The organism is Amycolatopsis kentuckyensis (genome assembly GCF_002155975.1).
Taxonomy (GTDB): domain Bacteria; phylum Actinomycetota; class Actinomycetes; order Mycobacteriales; family Pseudonocardiaceae; genus Amycolatopsis; species Amycolatopsis kentuckyensis.
Genome location: NZ_MUMI01000471.1, coordinates 1 through 20,312 on the forward strand (window position 1 = coordinate 1; position 20,312 = coordinate 20,312).

At 70.5% G+C, this 20,312-nt stretch carries 14 protein-coding genes; all 14 read left to right on the forward strand.

Features of this window, described 5'->3' with window-relative positions; all coding sequences use genetic code 11:
• A partial coding sequence (locus tag CCN39_RS37285; protein ID WP_208630566.1) for an endonuclease/exonuclease/phosphatase family protein occupies nucleotides 1-571 on the forward strand: 571 nt, incomplete at its 5' end.
• 291 nt (nucleotides 572-862) lie between these two features.
• Complete coding sequence (locus CCN39_RS37290; RefSeq protein ID WP_086850142.1) at nucleotides 863-1,906, forward strand: LacI family DNA-binding transcriptional regulator; 1,044 nt, start codon at nucleotides 863-865, stop codon at nucleotides 1,904-1,906.
• A gap of 121 nt (nucleotides 1,907-2,027) precedes the next feature.
• A complete protein-coding gene (locus CCN39_RS37295; RefSeq protein WP_086850145.1) occupies nucleotides 2,028-3,011 on the forward strand; it encodes an ABC transporter substrate-binding protein in 984 nt (327 codons plus the stop codon).
• 101 nt (nucleotides 3,012-3,112) lie between these two features.
• Nucleotides 3,113-4,615, forward strand: coding sequence for a sugar ABC transporter ATP-binding protein (locus CCN39_RS37300; protein ID WP_167455298.1), 1,503 nt, complete (start codon nucleotides 3,113-3,115; stop codon nucleotides 4,613-4,615).
• 5 nt (nucleotides 4,616-4,620) lie between these two features.
• Nucleotides 4,621-5,658, forward strand: coding sequence for an ABC transporter permease (locus CCN39_RS37305; protein ID WP_434781150.1), 1,038 nt, complete (start codon nucleotides 4,621-4,623; stop codon nucleotides 5,656-5,658).
• Nucleotides 5,655-6,638, forward strand: coding sequence for a galactofuranose ABC transporter, permease protein YjfF (yjfF, locus tag CCN39_RS37310; protein WP_086850151.1), 984 nt, complete (start codon nucleotides 5,655-5,657; stop codon nucleotides 6,636-6,638). The genes CCN39_RS37305 and yjfF overlap by 4 nt, the downstream gene beginning before the upstream one ends.
• Before the next feature lie 16 nt (nucleotides 6,639-6,654).
• Complete coding sequence (locus tag CCN39_RS37315; protein ID WP_086850153.1) at nucleotides 6,655-10,479, forward strand: alpha-L-arabinofuranosidase family protein; 3,825 nt, start codon at nucleotides 6,655-6,657, stop codon at nucleotides 10,477-10,479.
• A 70-nt stretch (nucleotides 10,480-10,549) separates the two neighbouring features.
• Entirely contained in the window at nucleotides 10,550-12,187 is a 1,638-nt protein-coding gene (gene araB, locus CCN39_RS37320; protein WP_086850155.1) for a ribulokinase, read from the forward strand.
• Nucleotides 12,187-12,864, forward strand: coding sequence for an L-ribulose-5-phosphate 4-epimerase (locus CCN39_RS37325; RefSeq protein WP_086850157.1), 678 nt, complete (start codon nucleotides 12,187-12,189; stop codon nucleotides 12,862-12,864). Before araB ends, CCN39_RS37325 begins: the two co-directional genes overlap by 1 nt.
• Before the next feature lie 18 nt (nucleotides 12,865-12,882).
• Nucleotides 12,883-14,382, forward strand: a complete 1,500-nt coding sequence (araA, locus tag CCN39_RS37330; RefSeq protein WP_086850159.1) for an L-arabinose isomerase — start codon at nucleotides 12,883-12,885, stop codon at nucleotides 14,380-14,382.
• A 28-nt stretch (nucleotides 14,383-14,410) separates the two neighbouring features.
• On the forward strand, nucleotides 14,411-15,514 hold the full coding sequence (gene chvE, locus CCN39_RS37335; protein WP_086850161.1) for a multiple monosaccharide ABC transporter substrate-binding protein: 1,104 nt from the start codon (nucleotides 14,411-14,413) through the stop codon (nucleotides 15,512-15,514).
• Nucleotides 15,511-17,031, forward strand: a complete 1,521-nt coding sequence (gene mmsA, locus CCN39_RS37340; RefSeq protein WP_086850163.1) for a multiple monosaccharide ABC transporter ATP-binding protein — start codon at nucleotides 15,511-15,513, stop codon at nucleotides 17,029-17,031. The genes chvE and mmsA overlap by 4 nt, the downstream gene beginning before the upstream one ends.
• Nucleotides 17,028-18,248 (forward strand): multiple monosaccharide ABC transporter permease, encoded by a 1,221-nt coding sequence (gene mmsB, locus CCN39_RS37345; protein WP_086850165.1) that lies wholly within the window; start codon nucleotides 17,028-17,030, stop codon nucleotides 18,246-18,248. The genes mmsA and mmsB overlap by 4 nt, the downstream gene beginning before the upstream one ends.
• A gap of 142 nt (nucleotides 18,249-18,390) precedes the next feature.
• A partial coding sequence (locus CCN39_RS37350) for a glycoside hydrolase family 2 protein (protein ID WP_086850168.1) occupies nucleotides 18,391-20,312 on the forward strand: 1,922 nt, incomplete at its 3' end.

The window sequence follows — 20,312 nt, forward strand, 5'->3', positions numbered from 1 at the left end:
GGGCGCGCAGGTGATCGCGCTCGAGGAACTGAAGAAGTCCGAGGTCCCGAAGTACGAAGACGCCCTCGCCGCGGGCTACCCGTACCACTCCGTCCAGGGCACCGTCGGGGTCTGGAGCACCTACCCGCTGCGCGGCACGCGGCCGGTGGCGATCATGCCGTGGACCCGCGCGCTGCAGACCACAGTGGACACTCCAAAGGGGCCGGTGGCGGTCTTCGTGGCCCACCTGCCTTCGGTGCGCGTGCGCCTCGACGCCGGGTTCACCGCGAACGGCCGCGACGAGGCGATGGGCCTGCTGGCTGCGGCCATCGCCGCGGAATCCGCGCCGCGGACCGTGCTCGTCGGCGATTTCAACGGCACCGAGGACGACCGGGCGCTCGCGCCGGTGACCACGCGCCTGCGGAGCGCGCAGGACGAGGCGGGCGACGGTTTCGGGTTCACCTGGCCGGCCGGGCTGCCCGTGGCGCGGATCGATCAGGTCTTCGTTTCCGGGGTGCGCCCGGTGGCGGCCTGGACCCTGCCCGCGACCGGCAGCGATCACCTGCCCGTCGCCGCCACCGTGGCGTTCTGACCCGCTCACCCGGAGCTGTCGGAACGGCCGCCGAAAGCGTGTGGTAGACGCCCCGGAAGACCGGCGAACATGCCGTTGAACACCGGGCCGCGCTGACGGGCGGTGAATTTCAAACGACGCTCCGCGCAGGTCGCGCCGTCGAATTCGTCGGCGGGCCCATGTGAAGGGCATGTGACTAGACCGTTACGCGACCCGGGGTTGACCCCGTGGGTGTTATCGCTAACACTAACTCCTCGTCGTCACCGGAACAGGTGACGCAGACCATGTCGGAGCGGACGGAAGGGGACGCCGGTGGCCGAACGACCCCGCTCCGGCGGCCCCGTGAAGGCGACCGCCGCGGGCACGCGGCAGCCGAGCCTGACCGACGTCGCGGGCGTGGCGGGCGTGTCCCACATGACCGTGTCCCGGGTGATCAACGGGACCGGCCCGGTGCGCCCCGAGACCCGGGCCCGGGTGCTCGCGGCGATCGAGGAACTGGGTTACCGGCCCAACTCGGCGGCCCGTGCGCTGGTCACCGGGCGGACCGGCACGCTGGGCGTCGTCGCGCTCGAGTCCAATCTGTACGGTCCGGCCAGCACGCTGTACGGCATCGAGAACGCCGCCCGGGAAGCCGGGTACGCGATCACCATCTCGAGCGTCAGCCGGCCGGGCCGGTCGTCGATCGCCGACGCGGTGGAGAACCTGCGCCGCCAGGCGGTCGAGGGCGTCATCGTGATCGCCCCGCACGTCAGCGCGGGCCGGGCCCTGGAAGCCGCACCCGCGGACTTCCCGGTCGTCGCGGTCGGCGGCGGGGAGGCGGCACCGGTGCCGGTCATCTCCGTCGACCAGCGCGACGGTGCCCGCCGGGCCACCGAACACCTCCTGGCGCTGGGCCACCGCACGGTGTGGCACATCGCCGGGCCGGAGGACTGGCTGGAGGCCCGCGACCGCGAGCTCGGCTGGCGGGAAACCCTGGAACGCCACGGCGTCGGGGCCCCGCGGGTGATCCGCGGCGACTGGAGCTCGCGCTCCGGGTACGAGGCGGGGCGATCCCTCGCCAAGGAAAAGGATCTGGACGCCGTCTTCGCCGGCAACGACCAGATGGCACTGGGCCTGCTGCGCGCGTTCGCCGAAGCGGGCATCTCGGTGCCGCGCGACGTGCGCGTGGCCGGCTTCGACGACGTCCCCGAGGCGGCGTACTTCACGCCGCCGCTGACGACGGTGCGCCAGGACTTCATCGAAGTCGGACGGCGTACGTTCGGCCTGCTGGCCGGGCGGATGGACGGAGGCGACCGGCACGCGCGCGCCCTGGTCGTCCCCGAGTTGATCGTGCGCGAGAGCACCGGACCGCGCTAGCGCCGCGGCCGGCGGGGACCGGTGGTTCCCGAGGGATTGTTAGCGCTAACACGCACCACCCAGTTTTCATCCCCGAATAGTCCCCACCCAGGTTTTCCCACTGATCATCGTCGATCGAGGAGTGAACGTGCTGAAGAAGCGATGGGCCGCCGCGGCGGCCGCGGCGGCCGGACTCGTGCTGCTCACCGCCTGCGGAAGTGGCGGTTCGTCCGGCGGTTCGTCCGGCGGGGCCGTTACGCTCGGCTTCGCCCAGGTAGGCGCCGAGAGCGGCTGGCGGACGGCGAACACCAAGTCGATCCAGGAGTCGGCGAAGACCGCCGGGATCGAGCTGAAGTTCTCCGACGCGCAGCAGAAGCAGGAGAACCAGATCTCCGCGATCCGCTCGTACATCCAGCAGAAGGTCAAGGTCATCGCCTTCTCGCCGGTCGTCGAGTCCGGCTGGGACACCGTCCTGAAGGAAGCCAAGACGGCCAACATCCCGGTCATCCTGACCGACCGCGCGATCGACTCGCCGGACAAGTCGCTCTACAAGACCTTCCTCGGCTCCGACTTCGTCGCCGAGGGCAAGAAGGCGGGGGAGTGGCTGACCAAGGAGTACGGCAGCGCCACCGGCCAGGTGAACATCGTCGAGCTGCAGGGCACCACGGGCTCGGCCCCGGCGAACGACCGCAAGAAGGGCTTCGCGGACGTCATCGCGGCCGACCCGAAGTACAAGATCGTCGCGTCGCAGACCGGTGAGTTCACCCGCGCCAAGGGCAAGGAGGTCATGGAGGCCTTCCTGAAGTCCCAGCCCAAGATCGACGTCCTCTACGCCCACAACGACGACATGGCCCTCGGTGCCATCGAGGCCATCGAAGCCGCGGGCAAGGTCCCGGGCAAGGACATCAAGATCGTCTCCGTGGACGCGGTCAAGGACGGCATGCAGGCCCTCGCCGACGGCAAGATCAACCACATCGTCGAGTGCAACCCGCTGCTCGGCCCGCAGCTGATGGACCTCGTCAAGAAGGTCGCCGCCGGCGAGCAGGTGCCCGCCCGCATCGAGACCCAGGAAACCGAGTTCGACCAGGCGTCGGCCAAGGCCGCGCTGCCGCAGCGCCAGTACTGACAACCGCCTGCGGGTCGTGAGTGGTGGCGCGGGTTCCGGCCCGCACCACTCACGACCCCCGCGTCCACCCCGGAGCACACCACATGCCTGAACCGCAGCCCATGGTGCGGATGAGCGGTATCCGCAAGGAGTTCCCCGGCGTCCTCGCCCTGGACGGGGTCGACTTCCGGATGTACCCCGGCGAAGTCCACGCCCTGATGGGCGAGAACGGCGCCGGGAAGTCCACCCTCATCAAGGTGCTGACCGGCGTGTACGGGGTGGACGCGGGCACGATCGAACTGGCCGGCGACGACGTCGCCTTCAGCGGGCCCGGCGAGGCCCAGCAGGCCGGTGTCAGCACGGTCTACCAGGAAGTCAACCTCTGCCCGAACCTGTCCGTGGCCGAGAACGTCTGTCTCGGCCGCGAACCCCGCCGCTTCGGCCGCATCCAATGGGGCCCGATGCGGAAGCGGGCCGAGGAGCTGCTGGCCCGGCTGGACGTCCACGTCGACGTCTCGGCCGAGCTGTCCACCTGCTCCATCGCGGTGCAGCAGCTGGTCGCGATCGCCCGCGCGCTCGACGTCGACGCGCGGGTGCTCGTCCTCGACGAGCCGACGTCCAGTTTGGACGCCGGCGAAGTCGAGCAGCTGCTGAAGGTCGTCCGGTCCCTGCGCGAAAGCGGCATGGCGATCCTGTTCGTCTCGCACTTCATCGACCAGGTCTTCGCCATCGCCGACCGGATGACCGTGCTGCGCAACGGAAAACTGATCGGCGAGTACCGCACCGCGGACATCACGCCGGTCGAACTGGTCACCAGGATGATCGGCAAGGAACTCCAGGTCCTCGAGGACCTGGAGGACTCCGGCCCCAGCCGGGCCGAGGTCGCCGGCGCACCCGTGCTGCTGGCCGCCGAAGGCCTCGGCCGCAAGGGCGGCGTCGCGCCCTTCGACCTCGCCATCCACGCCGGCGAGGTCGTCGGGCTGGCCGGGCTCCTCGGCTCCGGCCGCACCGAACTCGCCCGGCTGCTCTTCGGCGCCGACCACGCCGACAGCGGCACGGTGCGGGTCGACGGCGAGGTCACCTCGCTGCGCACCCCGCGCGCCGGGCTCGACCACAAGATCGCGTTCCTCTCGGAGAACCGCAAGGCCGAAGGTCTGGTCGAGGAACTGACCGTCCGCGAGAACATCGTCCTGGCGCTGCAGGCCTCCCGCGGCTGGGCGCGGCCACTGTCGCGCCGCCGCCAGGACGAAATCGCCGAGAAGTACATCAAGGCACTCGACATCCGGCCCGCCAACCCCGAAGCGCTGGTGGGCAACCTCTCCGGCGGCAACCAGCAGAAGGTCCTGCTGGCCCGCTGGCTCATCACCGAACCGCGGCTGCTGATCCTCGACGAGCCCACGCGCGGCATCGACATCGGCGCCAAGACGGAGATCCAGCGGCTGGTCACCCAGCTCTCGGGCGACGGCATGGCCGTCGTGTTCATCTCCGCCGAACTGGAAGAGGTCCTGCGGCTGAGCCACCGGGTCGTGGTGCTGCGGGACCGCAAAGTCGTGGCGGAGCGGGAAAACCAGGCGCTCACCGCGGACGACGTCATGGCCACGATGGCCGAGGGGGTGCAGGCGTGAAAGGCTTGACGAAACAACGGCTCTTCTGGCCCGTGGTGGCCTTGCTGGTGCTGCTGGTGGGCGACCTGATCGCCAGCCCGTCGTTCTTCAAGATCGAGCTGCGCGACGGGCACCTCTACGGGAACCTCGTCGACATCCTCAAGAACGGCGCCCCGCTGATCCTCATCGCGATCGGCATGACGCTGGTGATCGCCACCCGCGGCATCGACCTCTCGGTCGGCGCGGTCGTGGCGATCAGCGGCGCGCTCGCCTGCCTCTGGGTCAGCGACAACCCCGACGGCGTCGGCACCACGCTGATCGCGTTCGGGCTGGCGCTGGGGCTGTCCCTGGTGCTCGGCGTGTGGAACGGCTGGCTCGTCGCGGCACTGGGCATCCAGCCGATCATCGCCACGCTGATCCTCATGGTCGCCGGCCGGGGCATCGCGCAGCTGATCACCGACGGCCAGATCATCACCGTCAACTCCCACTCCTTCGAGTGGATCGGCAGCGGGTTCCTGTTCACCCTGCCCGGCGCGATCTTCATCGCGCTGGCGGTGTTCGCGCTCGCGTCGGTGCTGGTCCGCCGGTCGGCACTCGGCCTGCTGGTCGAGGCGGTCGGCGGCAACCCCGAAGCCAGCCGCCTGGCCGGCCTCCGGGCGGCCCGGCTGACCTGGCTCGTCTACGTCTTCTGCGCCCTGTGCGCGGGCATCGCCGGGCTGATGATCAGCGCGAACGTGCACAGCGCCGACGCCAACCACGCCGGGCTGTTCATCGAGCTCGACGCGATCCTCGCCGTCGTGGTCGGTGGCACCCAGCTGACCGGCGGCCGGTTCTCCCTCGGCGGCTCGGTGATCGGTGCGCTGCTCATCCAGACGCTCACCACCACCGTCTACGCCCTCGGCATCCCGCCCGAGGCGATCATGCTGGTCAAGGCCCTGGTCGTGCTGGCGGTGTGTCTCCTGCAGTCGCCGGCCTTCCGCCGGAAGCTCCGGCGCCGCCGGACCCAGCGGCCGGGGCAGCCGGCCACCACGTCCGCTCCCGAGAAGGTTGAGGTCACGGCATGACCACGCTCGCCCGCGTGAAGGGCTACCGGCCGCAGCAGCGGCACGTGCCGATCCTCGCGACGCTGGCGCTGCTGATCGCCGCGTACGTGTTCGGTGCGATCCAGTACGAGGCCTTCGGATCCGGACAGGTCGTCCTCGACCTGTTCATCAACAACGCCTTCCTGCTCGTGGTCGCGGTCGGCATGACGTTCGTGATCCTCACCGGCGGCATCGACCTGTCCGTCGGGTCGGTGGTCGCGTTGTCCACCGTGATCTCCGGCGACCTGATGCAGAAGCACGGCTGGCCGGCGTACGCGGCGATCGCCGTGGTGCTGGTGGTCGGCGCGCTGCTGGGCGCCGGGATGGGCGCGCTGATCCACTTCTTCGAGATCCAGCCGTTCATCGCGACGCTGATCGGGATGTTCTTCGCCCGCGGCCTCTGCTACACGATCACCACCGAGGCCTACTCGATCGACAACGCGACGATCGCCACCCTGGCCCAGACGCAGATCCCGCTCGGCGGCGAGCTGCACATCTCGATCAGCGTGGTGGTCGCCCTGCTGGTCGTCGCCGCCGCGGCCTACGTCCTGGCCTTCACCCGGTTCGGGCGCACGGTGTACTCGATCGGCGGCAACGCGCAGTCCGCGATGCTGATGGGCCTCAAGACCGGCCGCACCAAGATCGCGGTGTACACGATCAGCGGGGTCTGCTCGGCGCTCGGCGGCCTGTTGCTGGTGCTGTACAAGTCCTCGGGCGACCCGCTCAACGGCGTCGGCCTGGAGCTGACGGCGATCGCCGCGGTCGTCATCGGCGGCACCATCCTGACCGGCGGCTCCGGGTACGTCCTGGGCACCGTGCTCGGGATCATGGTGCTCGGCATCATCCAGACGCTGATCACCTTCGACGGCACCCTCAACTCCTGGTGGACCTCGATCATCACCGGGGCCCTCCTGTTCGTCTTCATCGTCCTGCAGCGGCTCGTCACCCGACGGACCCGCTGAACCTCAAAGGAGACCCATGCTCCGCAGACTGCGGCGGCCCACGGCCGTGCTCGCCGCTCTGGCGCTGTGCGCCGCCGTCCCCATCGCGGCGGCGCCGGCCGCCGCGGCGGACCCGGAGCCGGGCCTGGCCGGGCACTGGACGTTCGACGACGGCAGCGGGACGACCGCCGCCGACACCGCCGGCAGCCACCCCGCCACGCTGACCGGCGGTGCGGGCTGGGGCCCGGGCATCCGCGGCGGCGGCCTGACCACCGACGGGGCCGGCGGTTTCGCGGACGCGGGTGCGCCCGTGCTCGACACGACCCGGAGCTTCTCGGTGAGCAGCTGGGTGAAGCTGGACAAGACGTCGGGCTACCAGACGTTCGTCAGCGTCGACGGCGCCCAGGTGAGCAACTTCTTCCTGCAGTTCCGTGACGACTCCCGCCGGTTCGCCTTCACCCGGCTGGCCGGCGACGCCCCGACCGACGGCGTCGTCGCGGGCGCGAACTTCGACCCCGTCGCCGGCCAGTGGTACCAGCTGACCGGCGTGTACGACGCGAGCGCGTCGACGCTGTCCCTCTACGTCGACGGCACCCGCCAGACCACCGTCGCCGCGCCCACGGCCTGGGCGGGCACCGGTCACCTGGTGATCGGCCGCGGCAAGTACGGCGGCAACCCGGTGGACTTCGTCGACGGCACGATCGACGACGTCCGCGCCTACGCGGGTGCGCTGAGCGCCGCCGACGCCGCCCGCCTGGCCATCGCCGGGCACTGGGGTCTCGACGAGGGCACCGGCACCACCACCACGGACGACTCCCTCGACGCGCGCACCGCCACCCTGACCGGCGGGGCCGCCTGGGGCGACGGCGTCGTCGGCCCGCACGGCGGCGCGTTCAACGGCACCGACGCGGCGGTCGACGTCCCGGGTCCGGTCGTGGACACCGCGCAGAGCTTCTCGGTGTCGGCGTGGGTCAAGCCCACCGCGGCCGGCGGCTTCCGGACGGCCGTGAGCGTCGACGGCTCGGCGATCAGCGGCTTCTACCTCCAGCGCGCCGCCGACGGCCGGTTCGCCTTCGCCCGCCGCGCGGCCGACGGTGACTCCGCCGCGTCTTCGGCGGTGTCCACGCTGCCCGCGCAGGCCGGCCAGTGGCAGCACGTGGCCGGCGTCTACAACCGGGCGGCCGGCACGCTTTCCCTGTACGTCAACGGAACCCTGCAGCAGAGCGTCCCGTTCACCACGCCGTGGACCGCGAGCGGGCACCTGGAGATCGGCCGCGGCAAGTGGGCCGGCAGCCCCGTCGACTGGTTCGACGGCGGCATCGACGACGTCCGCGCGTACCCGACGCCGCTGACCGGATCCGCCGTCGCCGCGCTGGCCGCGAGCGGCTCGTGGCACTTCGACGAAGGTGCCGGGGCGATCGCGCGCGACGCTTCGGCGAACGCGGCCGACGGCACGCTCAAGGGCGCGACCTGGACCGCGGGGGCGGCCGGCCAGGCCGTCCAGCTCGACGGCAAGTCCACTGTGGACATGGGAACCGCGCCGGCGTTCGACACCGGCACCGGCTCGCTCTCCCTGGCCGCCTGGTTCCGCACCACCGCGTCGGGCACCCTGGTCGACCACGGTGACGGCTACGCGCTCGGCGTGGCCGGCGGCAAGCTCACCGCCCGCGTCGGCACGATCCAGGTGACCACGAACGGCGGCGGGCTCGCCGACGGGAACTGGCACCACGCCGCCCTGGTCCTCGACCGCGCCGCGCAGCGGCTCACCGTCTACGCCGACGGCGACGCCTCCGCGGTCACCAGCACCTGCGGCACCCCCACCGGGACGACCCTCGACGTCGCCGCCTGCCCGGCCTCGGGCACCGCGGCGGCCCCGTTCACCGTCGGCTCCGGCCTGACCGGCGCCGTCGACGAGGTCGAGCTGCGCCGCTTCCCCCTCACCGCGGCCCAGATCGGCACCCTCGCCGGGGCCAACCAGCTCGCCGTCGACGCCAACGTCGTCCGCGCCAACACCCGGGCGACGACGTACGGCTCGATCCTCGAGGACATCAGCCACTCGGTCGAGGGCGGCCTCTACGCCGAGCTCGTCCGCAACCGCACCTTCAAGGAGGGCTACCAGCCCGGCAGCGGCGCGGGCAACACGCCGGTGCCGTACTGGTCGCTGCTCACCTCGGCGGGCGCGACCGGGACCTACTCGGTCGACACCGCGAACCCGCTCAACACCGCGCTCGACCGCGCGCTGAAGCTGCACGCGGACACCGTCCCGGCCGCCGGCCGGGTTGCCGCCGCGAACGTCGGCTTCTACGGTGTCGCCGCGAAGCCGTCCACGAAGTACACCGGCAGCTTCTTCGCCAAGGGCAGCTGGAAGGGTGCGGTGCGGGTCAGCCTGGAGAAGCCGGACGGCACGGTGCTGGCGAGCAAGGACGTCCAGCCGGTCGGGCCGGCGTGGACGCAGCAGTCCTTCAGCTTCACCACGCCGTCGACGATCACCTCGTCCACCGACAACCGGATCGTCGTGTCCCTGGTCAACAAGGGCAAGACCGCGCTGAGCGGGGACGCCTGGTTCCAGCAGGTGTCGCTGTTCCCGCCGACCTTCAAGAACCGGCCCAACGGCGTCCGCGCCGACCTCGGGCAGAAGCTCGCGGCGATGAAGCTCGGCCTGTTCCGCGTCCCCGGCGGCAACTACCTCGAGGGCAACACGCTCGACACCCGCTTCGAGTGGAAGAAGACCATCGGTGCGCTCGAGCAGCGGCCCGGCCACCAGAACACGGCGTGGGGCTACTGGTCCACCGACGGCTTCGGCATCCTCGACTACCTCAAGCTGTCCGAGGACATCGGCGCCCAGCCGCTGCTCGCGCTGTTCGCCGGCTACACCCTCAACGGCCAGCACGTCAGCCAGGCCGACTACCCGCAGTACGTCCAGGAAGCCCTCGACGAGATCGAGTACGCCATCGGCGACAGCTCCACCACGTGGGGCGCCAAGCGGATCGCCGACGGCCACCCGGCGCCGTTCGACCTGCACTACGTCGAGGTCGGGAACGAGGACTGGTTCGACGGCTCGGGCAGCTACGCCTGGCGCTTCACCGACATGAACAACGCCATCAAGGCGAAGTACCCGCAGCTGACCGTCATCGCGACCACCGGCGGCCTGCAGGGCGGGGCCGCGTCGAGCACCTCGACCGGGGTGCGCCCGGACGCCGCGGACGACCACTACTACCAGTCGCCGCAGTGGTTCACCGACAACTCGACCCGCTACGACACCGCCGACCGCAGCGGCCCGGACATCCTCGTCGGCGAGTACGGCGCCCAGGACGGCCGGCCCACCGGCACCCTGGCCGCCGCCATCGGCGAGGCCGCGTTCCTCACCGGGCTCGAACGCAACAGCGACGTCGTCATCGGCTCGATGTACGCGCCGGTGCTGGTGCACGAAAACCAGTCCAACTGGCCGGTCAACCTGATCGGCTTCGACGCCGGGACGAGCTACGCCTCGCCGTCGTACTGGGTGCAGCAGATGTTCTCCAGCACTCTGGGCAAGCAGATCGTCACCAGCCGCCTCAACCAGGGCAGCCCCCTGCGGCAGGTGGTCAACGTGACCACGAAGAGCGGAAGGAAGACCTTCACGGTCAAACTCGTCAACCCGACCGGCCAGGTGCAGACCGCACGGCTGTCGCTCACCGGCGTCACCGCCGTCGACGGCACCGGCACCCTCACCACGCTCACCGGCGACCCGGCGGGGCGCAACAGCCTCGCCGCGCCGACCACCATCGTGCCGCAGACCAGGGAGATCACCGGGCTGGCCGCGACGTCGAAGCTGACGCTGCCGGCCAACTCGGTGACGACGCTGGTCCTCACCGGCCGCTAAGACCCCGGGACGCGGCGCGTTCACCGCCGCCCGCGCCGCGTCCCGGTCACCAACCAGGAGGGAAGACACCGTGGGAGAACCACTCACCGTCGGCGTCGACTTCGGCACGCTGTCGGGCCGCGCGGTGGTCGTGCGCGTGGCTGACGGGGCCGAACTCGGCTCCGGCGTCTTCGAGTACCCGCACGGGGTGCTCGACGAGACGCTGCCCGCCACGGGCCGCGCGCTGCCGCCGGAATGGGCGCTGCAGGTGCCGGCGGACTACGTCGGGGTGCTCCGCAACGCCGTACCGGCGGCACTGCGGGACGCCGGCGTCGACGCGGCCGACGTCGTCGGGATCGCCACCGACTTCACCGCGTGCACGATGGTGCCGACGACCGCGGACGGGACGCCGCTGTGCGAACTGCCCGAGTTCGAAGGCAACCCGCACGCGTACGTGAAGCTCTGGAAGCACCACTCGGCGCAGCCGCAGGCCGTGCGGATCAACGAGCTGGCCCGCGCCCGCGGCGAGAAGTGGCTCCCGCGCTACGGCGGCCTGATCTCCTCGGAGTGGGAGTTCGCCAAGGGCCTGGAGCTGTTCGAAGAGGCACCCGAGGTCTACGCCGCCATGCGGCACTGGGTGGAGGCGGCCGACTGGATCGTCTGGCAGCTCGCCGGGACCTACGTCCGCAACGCCTGCACCGCCGGCTACAAGGGCATCCTGCAGGACGGCGAGTACCCGAGCCGCGACTTCCTCCGCGAGCTCGCCCCCGGCTTCGAGGACTTCGTGGCCGACAAGCTGGAGCACCCGCTGGGCCAGCTGGGTTCCCGCGCGGGATCGCTGACCGCGGAGGCCGCGGCCTGGACCGGGCTGCCCGAGGGCATCGCGGTCGCCGTCGGCAACGTCGACGCGCACGTCACCGCCCCCGCCGCCCAGGCCGTCGAGCCCGGGCAGATGGTGGCGATCATGGGCACCTCGACCTGCCACGTGATGAACGGCGCCGAGCTGCACGAGGTGCCGGGCATGTGCGGCGTCGTCGAAGGCGGCATCGTGGCCGGGCTGTGGGGGTACGAGGCCGGCCAGAGCGGCGTCGGCGACATCTTCGGCTGGTTCGTCGAGCACGGTGTCCCGGCGGCCTACGAGGGACACGAGCACCTGACCCGCCTCGCCGCCCAGCAGGAGATCGGCGAACACGGCCTGATCGCGCTGGACTGGCACAGCGGCAACCGGTCGGTGCTGGTCGACCACGAGCTGTCCGGCGTGATCGTCGGGCAGACGCTCGCCACCCGCGCCCAGGACGTCTACCGCGCGCTGCTGGAGGCCACCGCCTTCGGCACCCGGAAGATCATCGAGACGTTCAACGCCGCCGGCGTCCCGGTCACCGAGCTGATCATCGCGGGCGGCCTGGCGAAGAACGCGCTGCTCATGCAGATCTACGCCGACGTCACCAACCTCCCGCTGTCGGTCATCGGCTCGGCACAGGGACCGGCGCTCGGGTCGGCCATCCACGCGGCCGTGGCCGCCGGGGCCCACGCGGACATCCGCACGGCCGCCGCCGCGATGGGCTCGGTCGAGCGCGCGGTGTACCGGCCGGTGCCCGCGCACGTCACCGCCTACGACGAGCTGTACGCCGAATACACCGAGCTGCACGACTACTTCGGCCGGGGCGGCAACGATGTCATGCACCGGCTGGCCGCCCGCAAGCGCGCCGTCGCGAAAGGACAGTCCTGATGTCGTTGACCGGTGAAGTGCTCGACACCGTCGCCGAACTGCGCGAGACGGTGGCGAAGCTGCACGGCGAGCTGACCCGCAACGAGCTGGTCATCTGGACCGCGGGCAACGTCTCGGCCCGGGTCCCGGGCCGGGACCTGCTGGTCATCAAGCCCTCGGGCGTGTCCTACGACAACCTGTCGGCGGACACCATGGTGGTCACCGACCTGCACGGCGAGCTCGTCGAAGGCGATCTCGCGCCGTCGTCCGACACCGCCGCGCACGCCTACGTCTACCGGCACATGCCGGAGATCGGCGGCGTCGTGCACACCCACTCCACCTACGCCACGGCGTGGGCGGCCCGCGGCGAGCCGATCCCGTGCGTGCTGACGATGATCGCCGACGAGTTCGGCGGGGAGATCCCGATCGGGCCGTTCGCCCTGATCGGCGACGACTCCATCGGCCGCGGCATCGTCGAAACGCTTCGCTCCAGCCGCTCGCCGGCGGTGCTGATGCGCAACCACGGCCCGTTCACCGTCGGCCGCACCGCGCGCGACGCGGTCAAGGCCGCGGTGATGGTCGAGGACGTGGCCCGCACCGTCCACAAGGCCTTCGAGCTCGGCACGCCCGAACCCCTCCCGCCCGAGGACGTCGACCGGCTCTACGCCCGGTACCAGAACGTCTACGGCCAGCACTGAAACGTTTCGAGGAGAACGATGACCCGCGCGTCGAAACCCCAGCTCTGGTTCCTCACCGGCAGCCAGTCGCTCTACGGCGAGGAGACCCTGGAACAGGTCGCCGGCCAGTCCCTGCGGATCCAGCAGCTGCTGGCCGCCTCCGGCGGCCTCCCCGCCGAAATCGTCGGCAAGCCGGTGCTGACCGAAGCCTCGTCCATCCGTCGCGTGCTGCAGGAGGCGAACGCCGACGCCTCGTGCGTCGGCGTGATCGCCTGGATGCACACCTTCTCGCCCGCGAAGATGTGGATCACCGGCCTCGACGCCCTGCGCAAGCCGCTGCTGCACCTGCACACGCAGCTCAACGAGGCGCTCCCGTGGTCCACCATCGACATGGACTTCATGAACCTCAACCAGGCCGCGCACGGCGACCGGGAGTTCGGGTTCATCCAGACCCGGCTCGGCGTGCCGCGCAAGACCGTCGCCGGGCACGTGTCCGACCCGGCGGTCGTCGCGCGGATCGACGCGTGGGCCCGGGCCGCGATCGGCGCCGACCACCTGCGCAACCTGCGGCTGGCCCGGTTCGGCGACAACATGCGCGACGTCGCCGTCACCGAAGGCGACAAGGTCGAGGCCGAACTGCGCTTCGGCGTCTCGGTCAACACCTACGGCGTGAACGAGCTCGTCGAGCAGGTCGACGCCGTGTCCGACGTGGACTCACTGGTGCAGCGGTACGCCGAGGAATACAACGTTGTGCCGGAGCTGGCGGCGGGGGGAGCGCGGCACGAGTCGCTGGAATACGCCGCCCGCATCGAGGCCGGGTTGCGGAAGTTCCTCACCGACGGCGGGTTCGGCGCGTTCACCACGAACTTCGAGGACCTCGGCGGGCTCCGGCAGCTGCCCGGCCTCGCGGTGCAGCGGCTGATGGCCGACGGCTACGGCTTCGGCGGCGAAGGCGACTGGAAGACCTCGGCGCTGCTCGCCGCGGTCAAGGCGATGAGCGTGGGCCGCGATCGCGGCACGTCCTTCATGGAGGACTACACCTACCACTTCGGGCCCGGCAAGCCGAAGATCCTGGGCGCGCACATGCTCGAGGTCTGTCCGAGCATCGCCGCCGCCAAGCCGTCCTGCGAGATCCACGCGCTGGGCATCGGCGGCCGCGAAGACCCGGTCCGGCTGGTGTTCGACGCCGCACCCGGCCCCGGTGTCGTGCTCGGCCTGGTCGACCTCGGCGACCGGTTCCGGCTGGTGGCCAACGAGATCGACGTCGTCGCGCCGGACGAGCCGCTGCCCAACCTGCCGGTCGCCCGGGCGGTCTGGGAGCCGGCGCCGTCGCTGGCGACGTCCGCGGAGTCCTGGATCACCGCGGGCGGTCCGCACCACACCGTGCTCACCCAGGCCGTGGGCACCGAGACCCTGCGAGACTTCGCGAATCTGCTCGGAGTAGAACTGCTGGTCATCGACAAGGACACGACCCCGCACGACTTCGCCGACCGCATCCGCTGGAACCAGGCCTACCACCGGCTCGCCCAGGGGTTCTGACAGGCTTCTGAGAAAGGAAGAAGGAACGATGAAGTTCACCAGAGGAATCGCGGCGGTCGCCGCCGCGGGGCTCGTGCTCACGCTGTCGGCGTGCGGCTCGAGCCAGAAGACCGCGGACCAGACGGCCGCGCCCGGCGCCAGCGCCGAGGGCAGCCTGGTCGGCGTCACGATGCCGACGAAGTCGTCGGAACGCTGGATCCACGACGGCGACAACATCAAGGCCGCCCTGGAGAAGCTCGGCTACAAGGTCGACCTGCAGTACGCCGAGAACGACATCCCCACCCAGGTCAACCAGATCGAGAACCAGATCACCAAGGGCGCCAAGGTCCTGATCATCGCCTCGATCGACGGCACCGCCATCACCACCCAGCTGCAGGAGGCGGCCGACAAGAAGATCCCGGTCATCGCCTACGACCGGCTGATCCGCAATTCACCGAACGTCGACTACTACGCCACCTTCGACAACTTCAAGGTCGGCGTCGAGCAGGCGAACTCGCTGGTCAAGGGCCTCGGTGACGGTGCCGGCCCGTTCAACATCGAGCTGTTCGCCGGCTCGCCGGACGACAACAACGCCACCTTCTTCTTCAACGGCGCGATGTCCGTCCTCAAGCCCCTGATGGACAGCGGCAAGCTGGTCGTCAAGAGCGGCCAGACCGACTTCGCCCGCGCGGCCATCCTGCGCTGGGACCCGGCCACCGCGCAGCGGCGCATGGAGGACCTGCTCACCAAGACCTACACCGGTGGCGCGAAGGTCCAGGGCGTGCTCTCGCCGTACGACGGCCTGTCGATCGGCATCCTGTCGGCGCTGAAGAGCAACGGCTACGGCACCGCCGGCCAGCCGTACCCGATCGTCACCGGCCAGGACGCCGAGGTCGCCTCGGTCAAGTCCATCATCGCCGGTGAGCAGTACTCGACCATCTTCAAGGACACCCGCAAACTCGCCGACACCACCGTCAAGATGGCCGACGCGGTGCTCAAGGGCGGCAAGCCCGAGGTCAACAACACGAAGGACTACGACAACGGCAAGAAGGTCGTCCCGTCCTACCTGCTGCAGCCGGTCACCGTGGACAAGACGAACTACCAGAAGGAACTCGTCGACTCGGGCTACTACACGGCAGGTCAGCTGAAATGACCGAACTGCTCGGCATGCGCGGGATCACCAAGACCTTCCCCGGGGTCAAGGCGCTGTCGGACGTCAATCTTTCCGTGCGCCGCGGGGAAATCCACGCGATCTGCGGGGAGAACGGCGCCGGGAAGTCCACCCTGATGAAGGTGCTCTCGGGCGTCTACCCGCACGGGAGTTACGACGGCGAGATCACCTTCGACGGGCAGCGGTGCGAGTTCGGGTCGGTGCGCGACAGCGAACGGCGCGGGATCGTGATCATCCACCAGGAACTCGCGCTGTGCGGCCAGTTGTCGATCGCGGAGAACATCTTCCTCGGCAACGAGCAGGCCAAGCGCGGCTGGGTCGACTGGAACCGCACCAACCACGAGGCCGGCGCGCTGCTCAAGCGCGTCGGCCTCGCCGAAAACGCCACGCGGGCGGTGCAGGAGCTCGGTGTCGGCAAGCAGCAGCTCGTCGAGATCGCCAAGGCACTGTCCAAAGAGGTCAAGCTGCTGATCCTCGACGAGCCCACCGCGGCGCTCAACGACGACGACTCGGCCCACCTGCTCGAGCTGCTGCGCGGGCTGCGGGACGAGGGCGTCACGTGCGTGATCATCTCGCACAAGCTCGGCGAGGTGACGGCGATCGCCGACACCGTCACGATCCTGCGTGACGGCAAGACGATCGAAACGCTCGACGCGGCGGGGCTGACGGAAGAGCGCATCATCACCGGCATGGTCGGGCGCGACCTCGAGCACCGGTTCCCGCCGCGGGAACCGGAGATCGGCGAAGAGGTGCTGCGGATCGAGGACTGGACCGTGCACAGCCCCAACCAGGCCGGCCGGGTCGTCGTCGACAACGCATCGCTTTCGCTGCGGCGCGGGGAGATCGTCGGCCTGGCCGGGCTGATGGGCGCCGGCCGCACCGAACTCGCGATGAGCGTGTTCGGCCGGTCGTGGGGCAAGGACATCTCCGGGCGGATCTTCAAGCACGGCAAGGAGATCGAGGTCCGGTCGGTGCAGGACGCCGTCCGGCACGGGATCGCCTACGCCACCGAGGACCGGAAGCGCTACGGGCTCAACCTGATCGAGGACATCCAGCGCAACGTGTCCGCGGCCGGGCTGGGCAAGCTGGCCAAGCGCGGCTGGGTCAACGAGCACGCCGAGCACGACACCGCCAACCGCTACCGCCGTGACCTGCGGATCAAGGCGCCGAGCGTGCAGAGCGTCACCGGGAAGCTCTCCGGCGGCAACCAGCAGAAGGTCGTGCTGGCCAAGTGGATCTTCACCGATCCGGACGTGCTGATCCTGGACGAACCGACCCGCGGCATCGACGTGGGCGCGAAGTTCGAGATCTACACGATCATCAACGAGCTGGCCGCCCAGGGGAAGGCCGTCCTGGTCATCTCCTCCGAGCTGCCGGAGCTGCTCGGGCTCTGCGACCGGATCTACGCGCTGTCGGCGGGGCGGATCACCGGCGAGGCCCAGCGCGAAGAAGCCACTCAGGAACTGCTGATGCAGTACATGACTAAGGAACGGGAATGACCACGACCGAAGCGCGGCCCGCCGTGCCCCCGGTTGAGCGCTCCAAGCGGAGGATCTCGATCAACCCGCGCCAGAGCGGCATCTACGTCGCGTTCGCGCTGATCGTGGTGCTGTTCGAGGTGCTCACCGGTGGCGCGCTGCTGGAGCCGCAGAACATCTCCAACATCATCGTGCAGAACAGCTACGTGCTGATCCTCGCGATCGGGATGATCCTGGTGATCATCTCCGGGCACATCGACCTGTCCGCCGGGTCGGTGGTCGCGATGACCGGCGCGGTGTCGGCGGTGCTGATGGTGAACTCGCACGTGCCGTGGTTCTGGGCCGTGCTGATCACCCTCGTCGTCGGCGCGGCGATCGGCGCGTGGCAGGGCTACTGGGTCGCCTACTTCGGCATCCCGGCGTTCATCGTGACGCTCGCCGGCATGCTGGCGTTCCGGGCCCTGACCCTGACGGTGCTGGGCAACCAGGGCATCGGCCCGTTCCCGGACGCGATCCGCACGCTGTCGAACGGCTTCACCTCCGGCTACCTGGGCAACATCGGCCTCGGCCCGCTCGGCGGCGCCGACCTGGTTTCGCTGCTCGCCGGTGTGGCCGCGGTGGCGGGGATCGTGTTCACGCAGTGGCGCAAGCGGATGGGGCGGATGGGCTACGGCCAGGACGTCGATCCCTTCCCGGTGTTCGTGCTCAAGCTCGCCGGGATCGCGGTGCTGGTGCTCGCGCTGGTCGTGCAGCTGGCCCGGTTCAAGAACCTGCCGTGGGTGCTCATCCTGCTGGCGGTGCTGGTGCTCGGCTACTCGCTGGTGGCCGGGAAGTCGGTGTTCGGACGGCACATCTACGCCGTGGGCGGCAACCTGCAGGCCGCGACGCTCTCGGGCGTCAAGGTCAAGCAGGTGACGTTCTGGATCTTCGTCAACATGGGCGTGCTGGCCGCGCTGGCGGGCATCATCTTCGCCGGCCGGCTCAACCAGGCGGGCCCGACGGCGGGTGTCAACTTCGAGCTCGACGCGATCGCGGCGGCGTTCATCGGCGGCGCGGCCGTGCAGGGCGGGGTCGGCAAGGTGGTCGGCGCGATCACCGGTGGCCTGATCATGGCGGTGATCAACAACGGCATGTCGCTGATCGGCGCGCCGAGCGAGCGGGTCATGCTGGTCAAGGGTGTCGTGCTGCTGGCCGCGGTGGCCTACGACATCTGGACGAAGCGCCGCGCGGCTTCCTGAGCCGGGAGCGGTTTCGAGGGGGCCTTTCCCGGACACGGGGGAGGCCCCCTCTTCGTGTGGGTGAATACCTTCGTCGGAACGCGGTTTCGAAGTCCTCGAACCACGTTGACCGGTGGCCGGGCGGGCTGTGACAGTCCCCGGCATGCGCCGCCTCGTCTTCGCCCTGATCACCCTGCTGCTGTGCGGTTTCTGCGTCCCGGCCGCGGTGGCGGCCCCCGGTCGCGGCCGCACCGAAACCGTGCTGGCCACCGGCTGGAGGTTCCACCTCGGTGACGTCCCGGGCGCCGCGGCGCCCGATTTCGACGACTCCGCCTGGGCGCCGGTTTCGCTGCCGCACACCTGGAACGCGGCCGACGGTTCCGACGGCGGTGGCAACTACCGGCGCGACGTCGGCTGGTACCGGACCCGGCTGGCCGTCCCGCCGGGGGACCGGCGGGTGTTCCTGCAGTTCGACGGCGCGAACCTGGTCACCGACGTCTACGTCGGAGGTCGCCGCGCCGGCCGGCACGAGGGCGGGTACTCCGGCTTCCGGTTCGACATCACCGATCTCGCGCCCGCCGGGCGGACGGTGTCCGTCGCGGTGGCGGTCGACAACCGGAAGAACGCGGACGTGGCCCCGCTCGACGGCGACTTCACCCTGTTCGGCGGCCTCTACCGCGACGTCCGGCTGATCACCACCGACCCGGTCCACGTCGACGCGCTCGACTACGGCGGCCCGGGCGTCACCGTCCGCCAGAAGGCGCTCACCGCAGCAGCGGCGGATCTCTCGGTGACCACCCGGGTCACCAACGACACCGCGGTGACCCGGCGGATTCCGGTCCGGACGGTGGTCCGGGACGCTGCGGGCCGGGTCGTGGCGGCCTCGGGTACCGCGGTCACGCTGGAACCGGGCCGCACCGCTCCGGTGAGCGTGCCGTTGCGCGTCCTCCGTCCGCACCGGTGGAACGGCGTGCGGGACCCCTACCTGTACTCGGTCACCGCGGCGGCAGGTGGCGATGAGGTGACCGTCCCGCTGGGGCTGCGCACCTTCGCCGTCGATCCGGAACGCGGCTTCTTCCTCAACGGCGTCCCGTACCCGCTGCACGGGGTGAACACCCAGCTGCCCAGCCGCCCGGACCGGGGCGCCGCCGTGTCGGACGCCGATGTCGACACCGACTACCGGCTGATCGCCGAGCTGGGCGCGAACGCCGTCCGGATGGCCCACTACCAGCACTCGCCCCGCGAGTACGAGCTCGCCGACCGGCTGGGCCTGGTGGTGTGGACAGAGGTGCCGCTGGTCGGCTTCGTGACGGATTCCCCGGCCTTCGCGGCGAACGCTTCCGCCCAAGCCCACGAGCTGGTCCGGCAGAACGTCAACCACCCGTCGGTGGCGATGTGGGGCCTGGGCAACGAGCAGTACGTCTCCAGCCCGGCCGCCAACGCCGTGCTCGCCGCGGTCCAGGACGTCTTCCGTGCGGACGATCCGGACCGGCTCACGACGTACGCCCACTGCTGCCTGTCCGACACCGACGCCCTCGCCGGGCACGCCGACCTCACCGGCTACAACCGCTACTACGGCTGGTACCTGCCCGGCGCGGCGAACCTGGGCACGTGGGCGGACGAGGCGCACCGGGCCGATCCGGCGCGCCGGATCTCGGTCTCCGAGTACGGGGCCGGCGCGAGCGTCCGGCAGCACGAACAGCACCCCGTGCCGCCGGTGCCGGGCGGGCACTGGCACCCGGAGGAGTACCAGGCGGAGGTCGCGGAGGCGTCGTGGCGGGCGATCGAGACCCGGCCCTACCTGTGGGGCAGCTTCGTGTGGGTGATGTTCGACTTCGCCTCGGACGGGCGCAACGAAGGCGACCGCCCGGGGATCAACGACAAGGGCCTGGTCACCGACGACCGGGTGACCCGCAAGGACGCGTTCTACTGGTACCAGGCGAACTGGTCGGCGCGGCCGGTCCTGCACATCACTTCGGCACGCGACGCGGTCCGGACGACCGCCACGACCGACGTCAAGGTCTACGCCGGCACCGCGCCGGTGAGCCTCTCGGTCAACGGCGTCCCGCTCGGCACCCGGGTGCC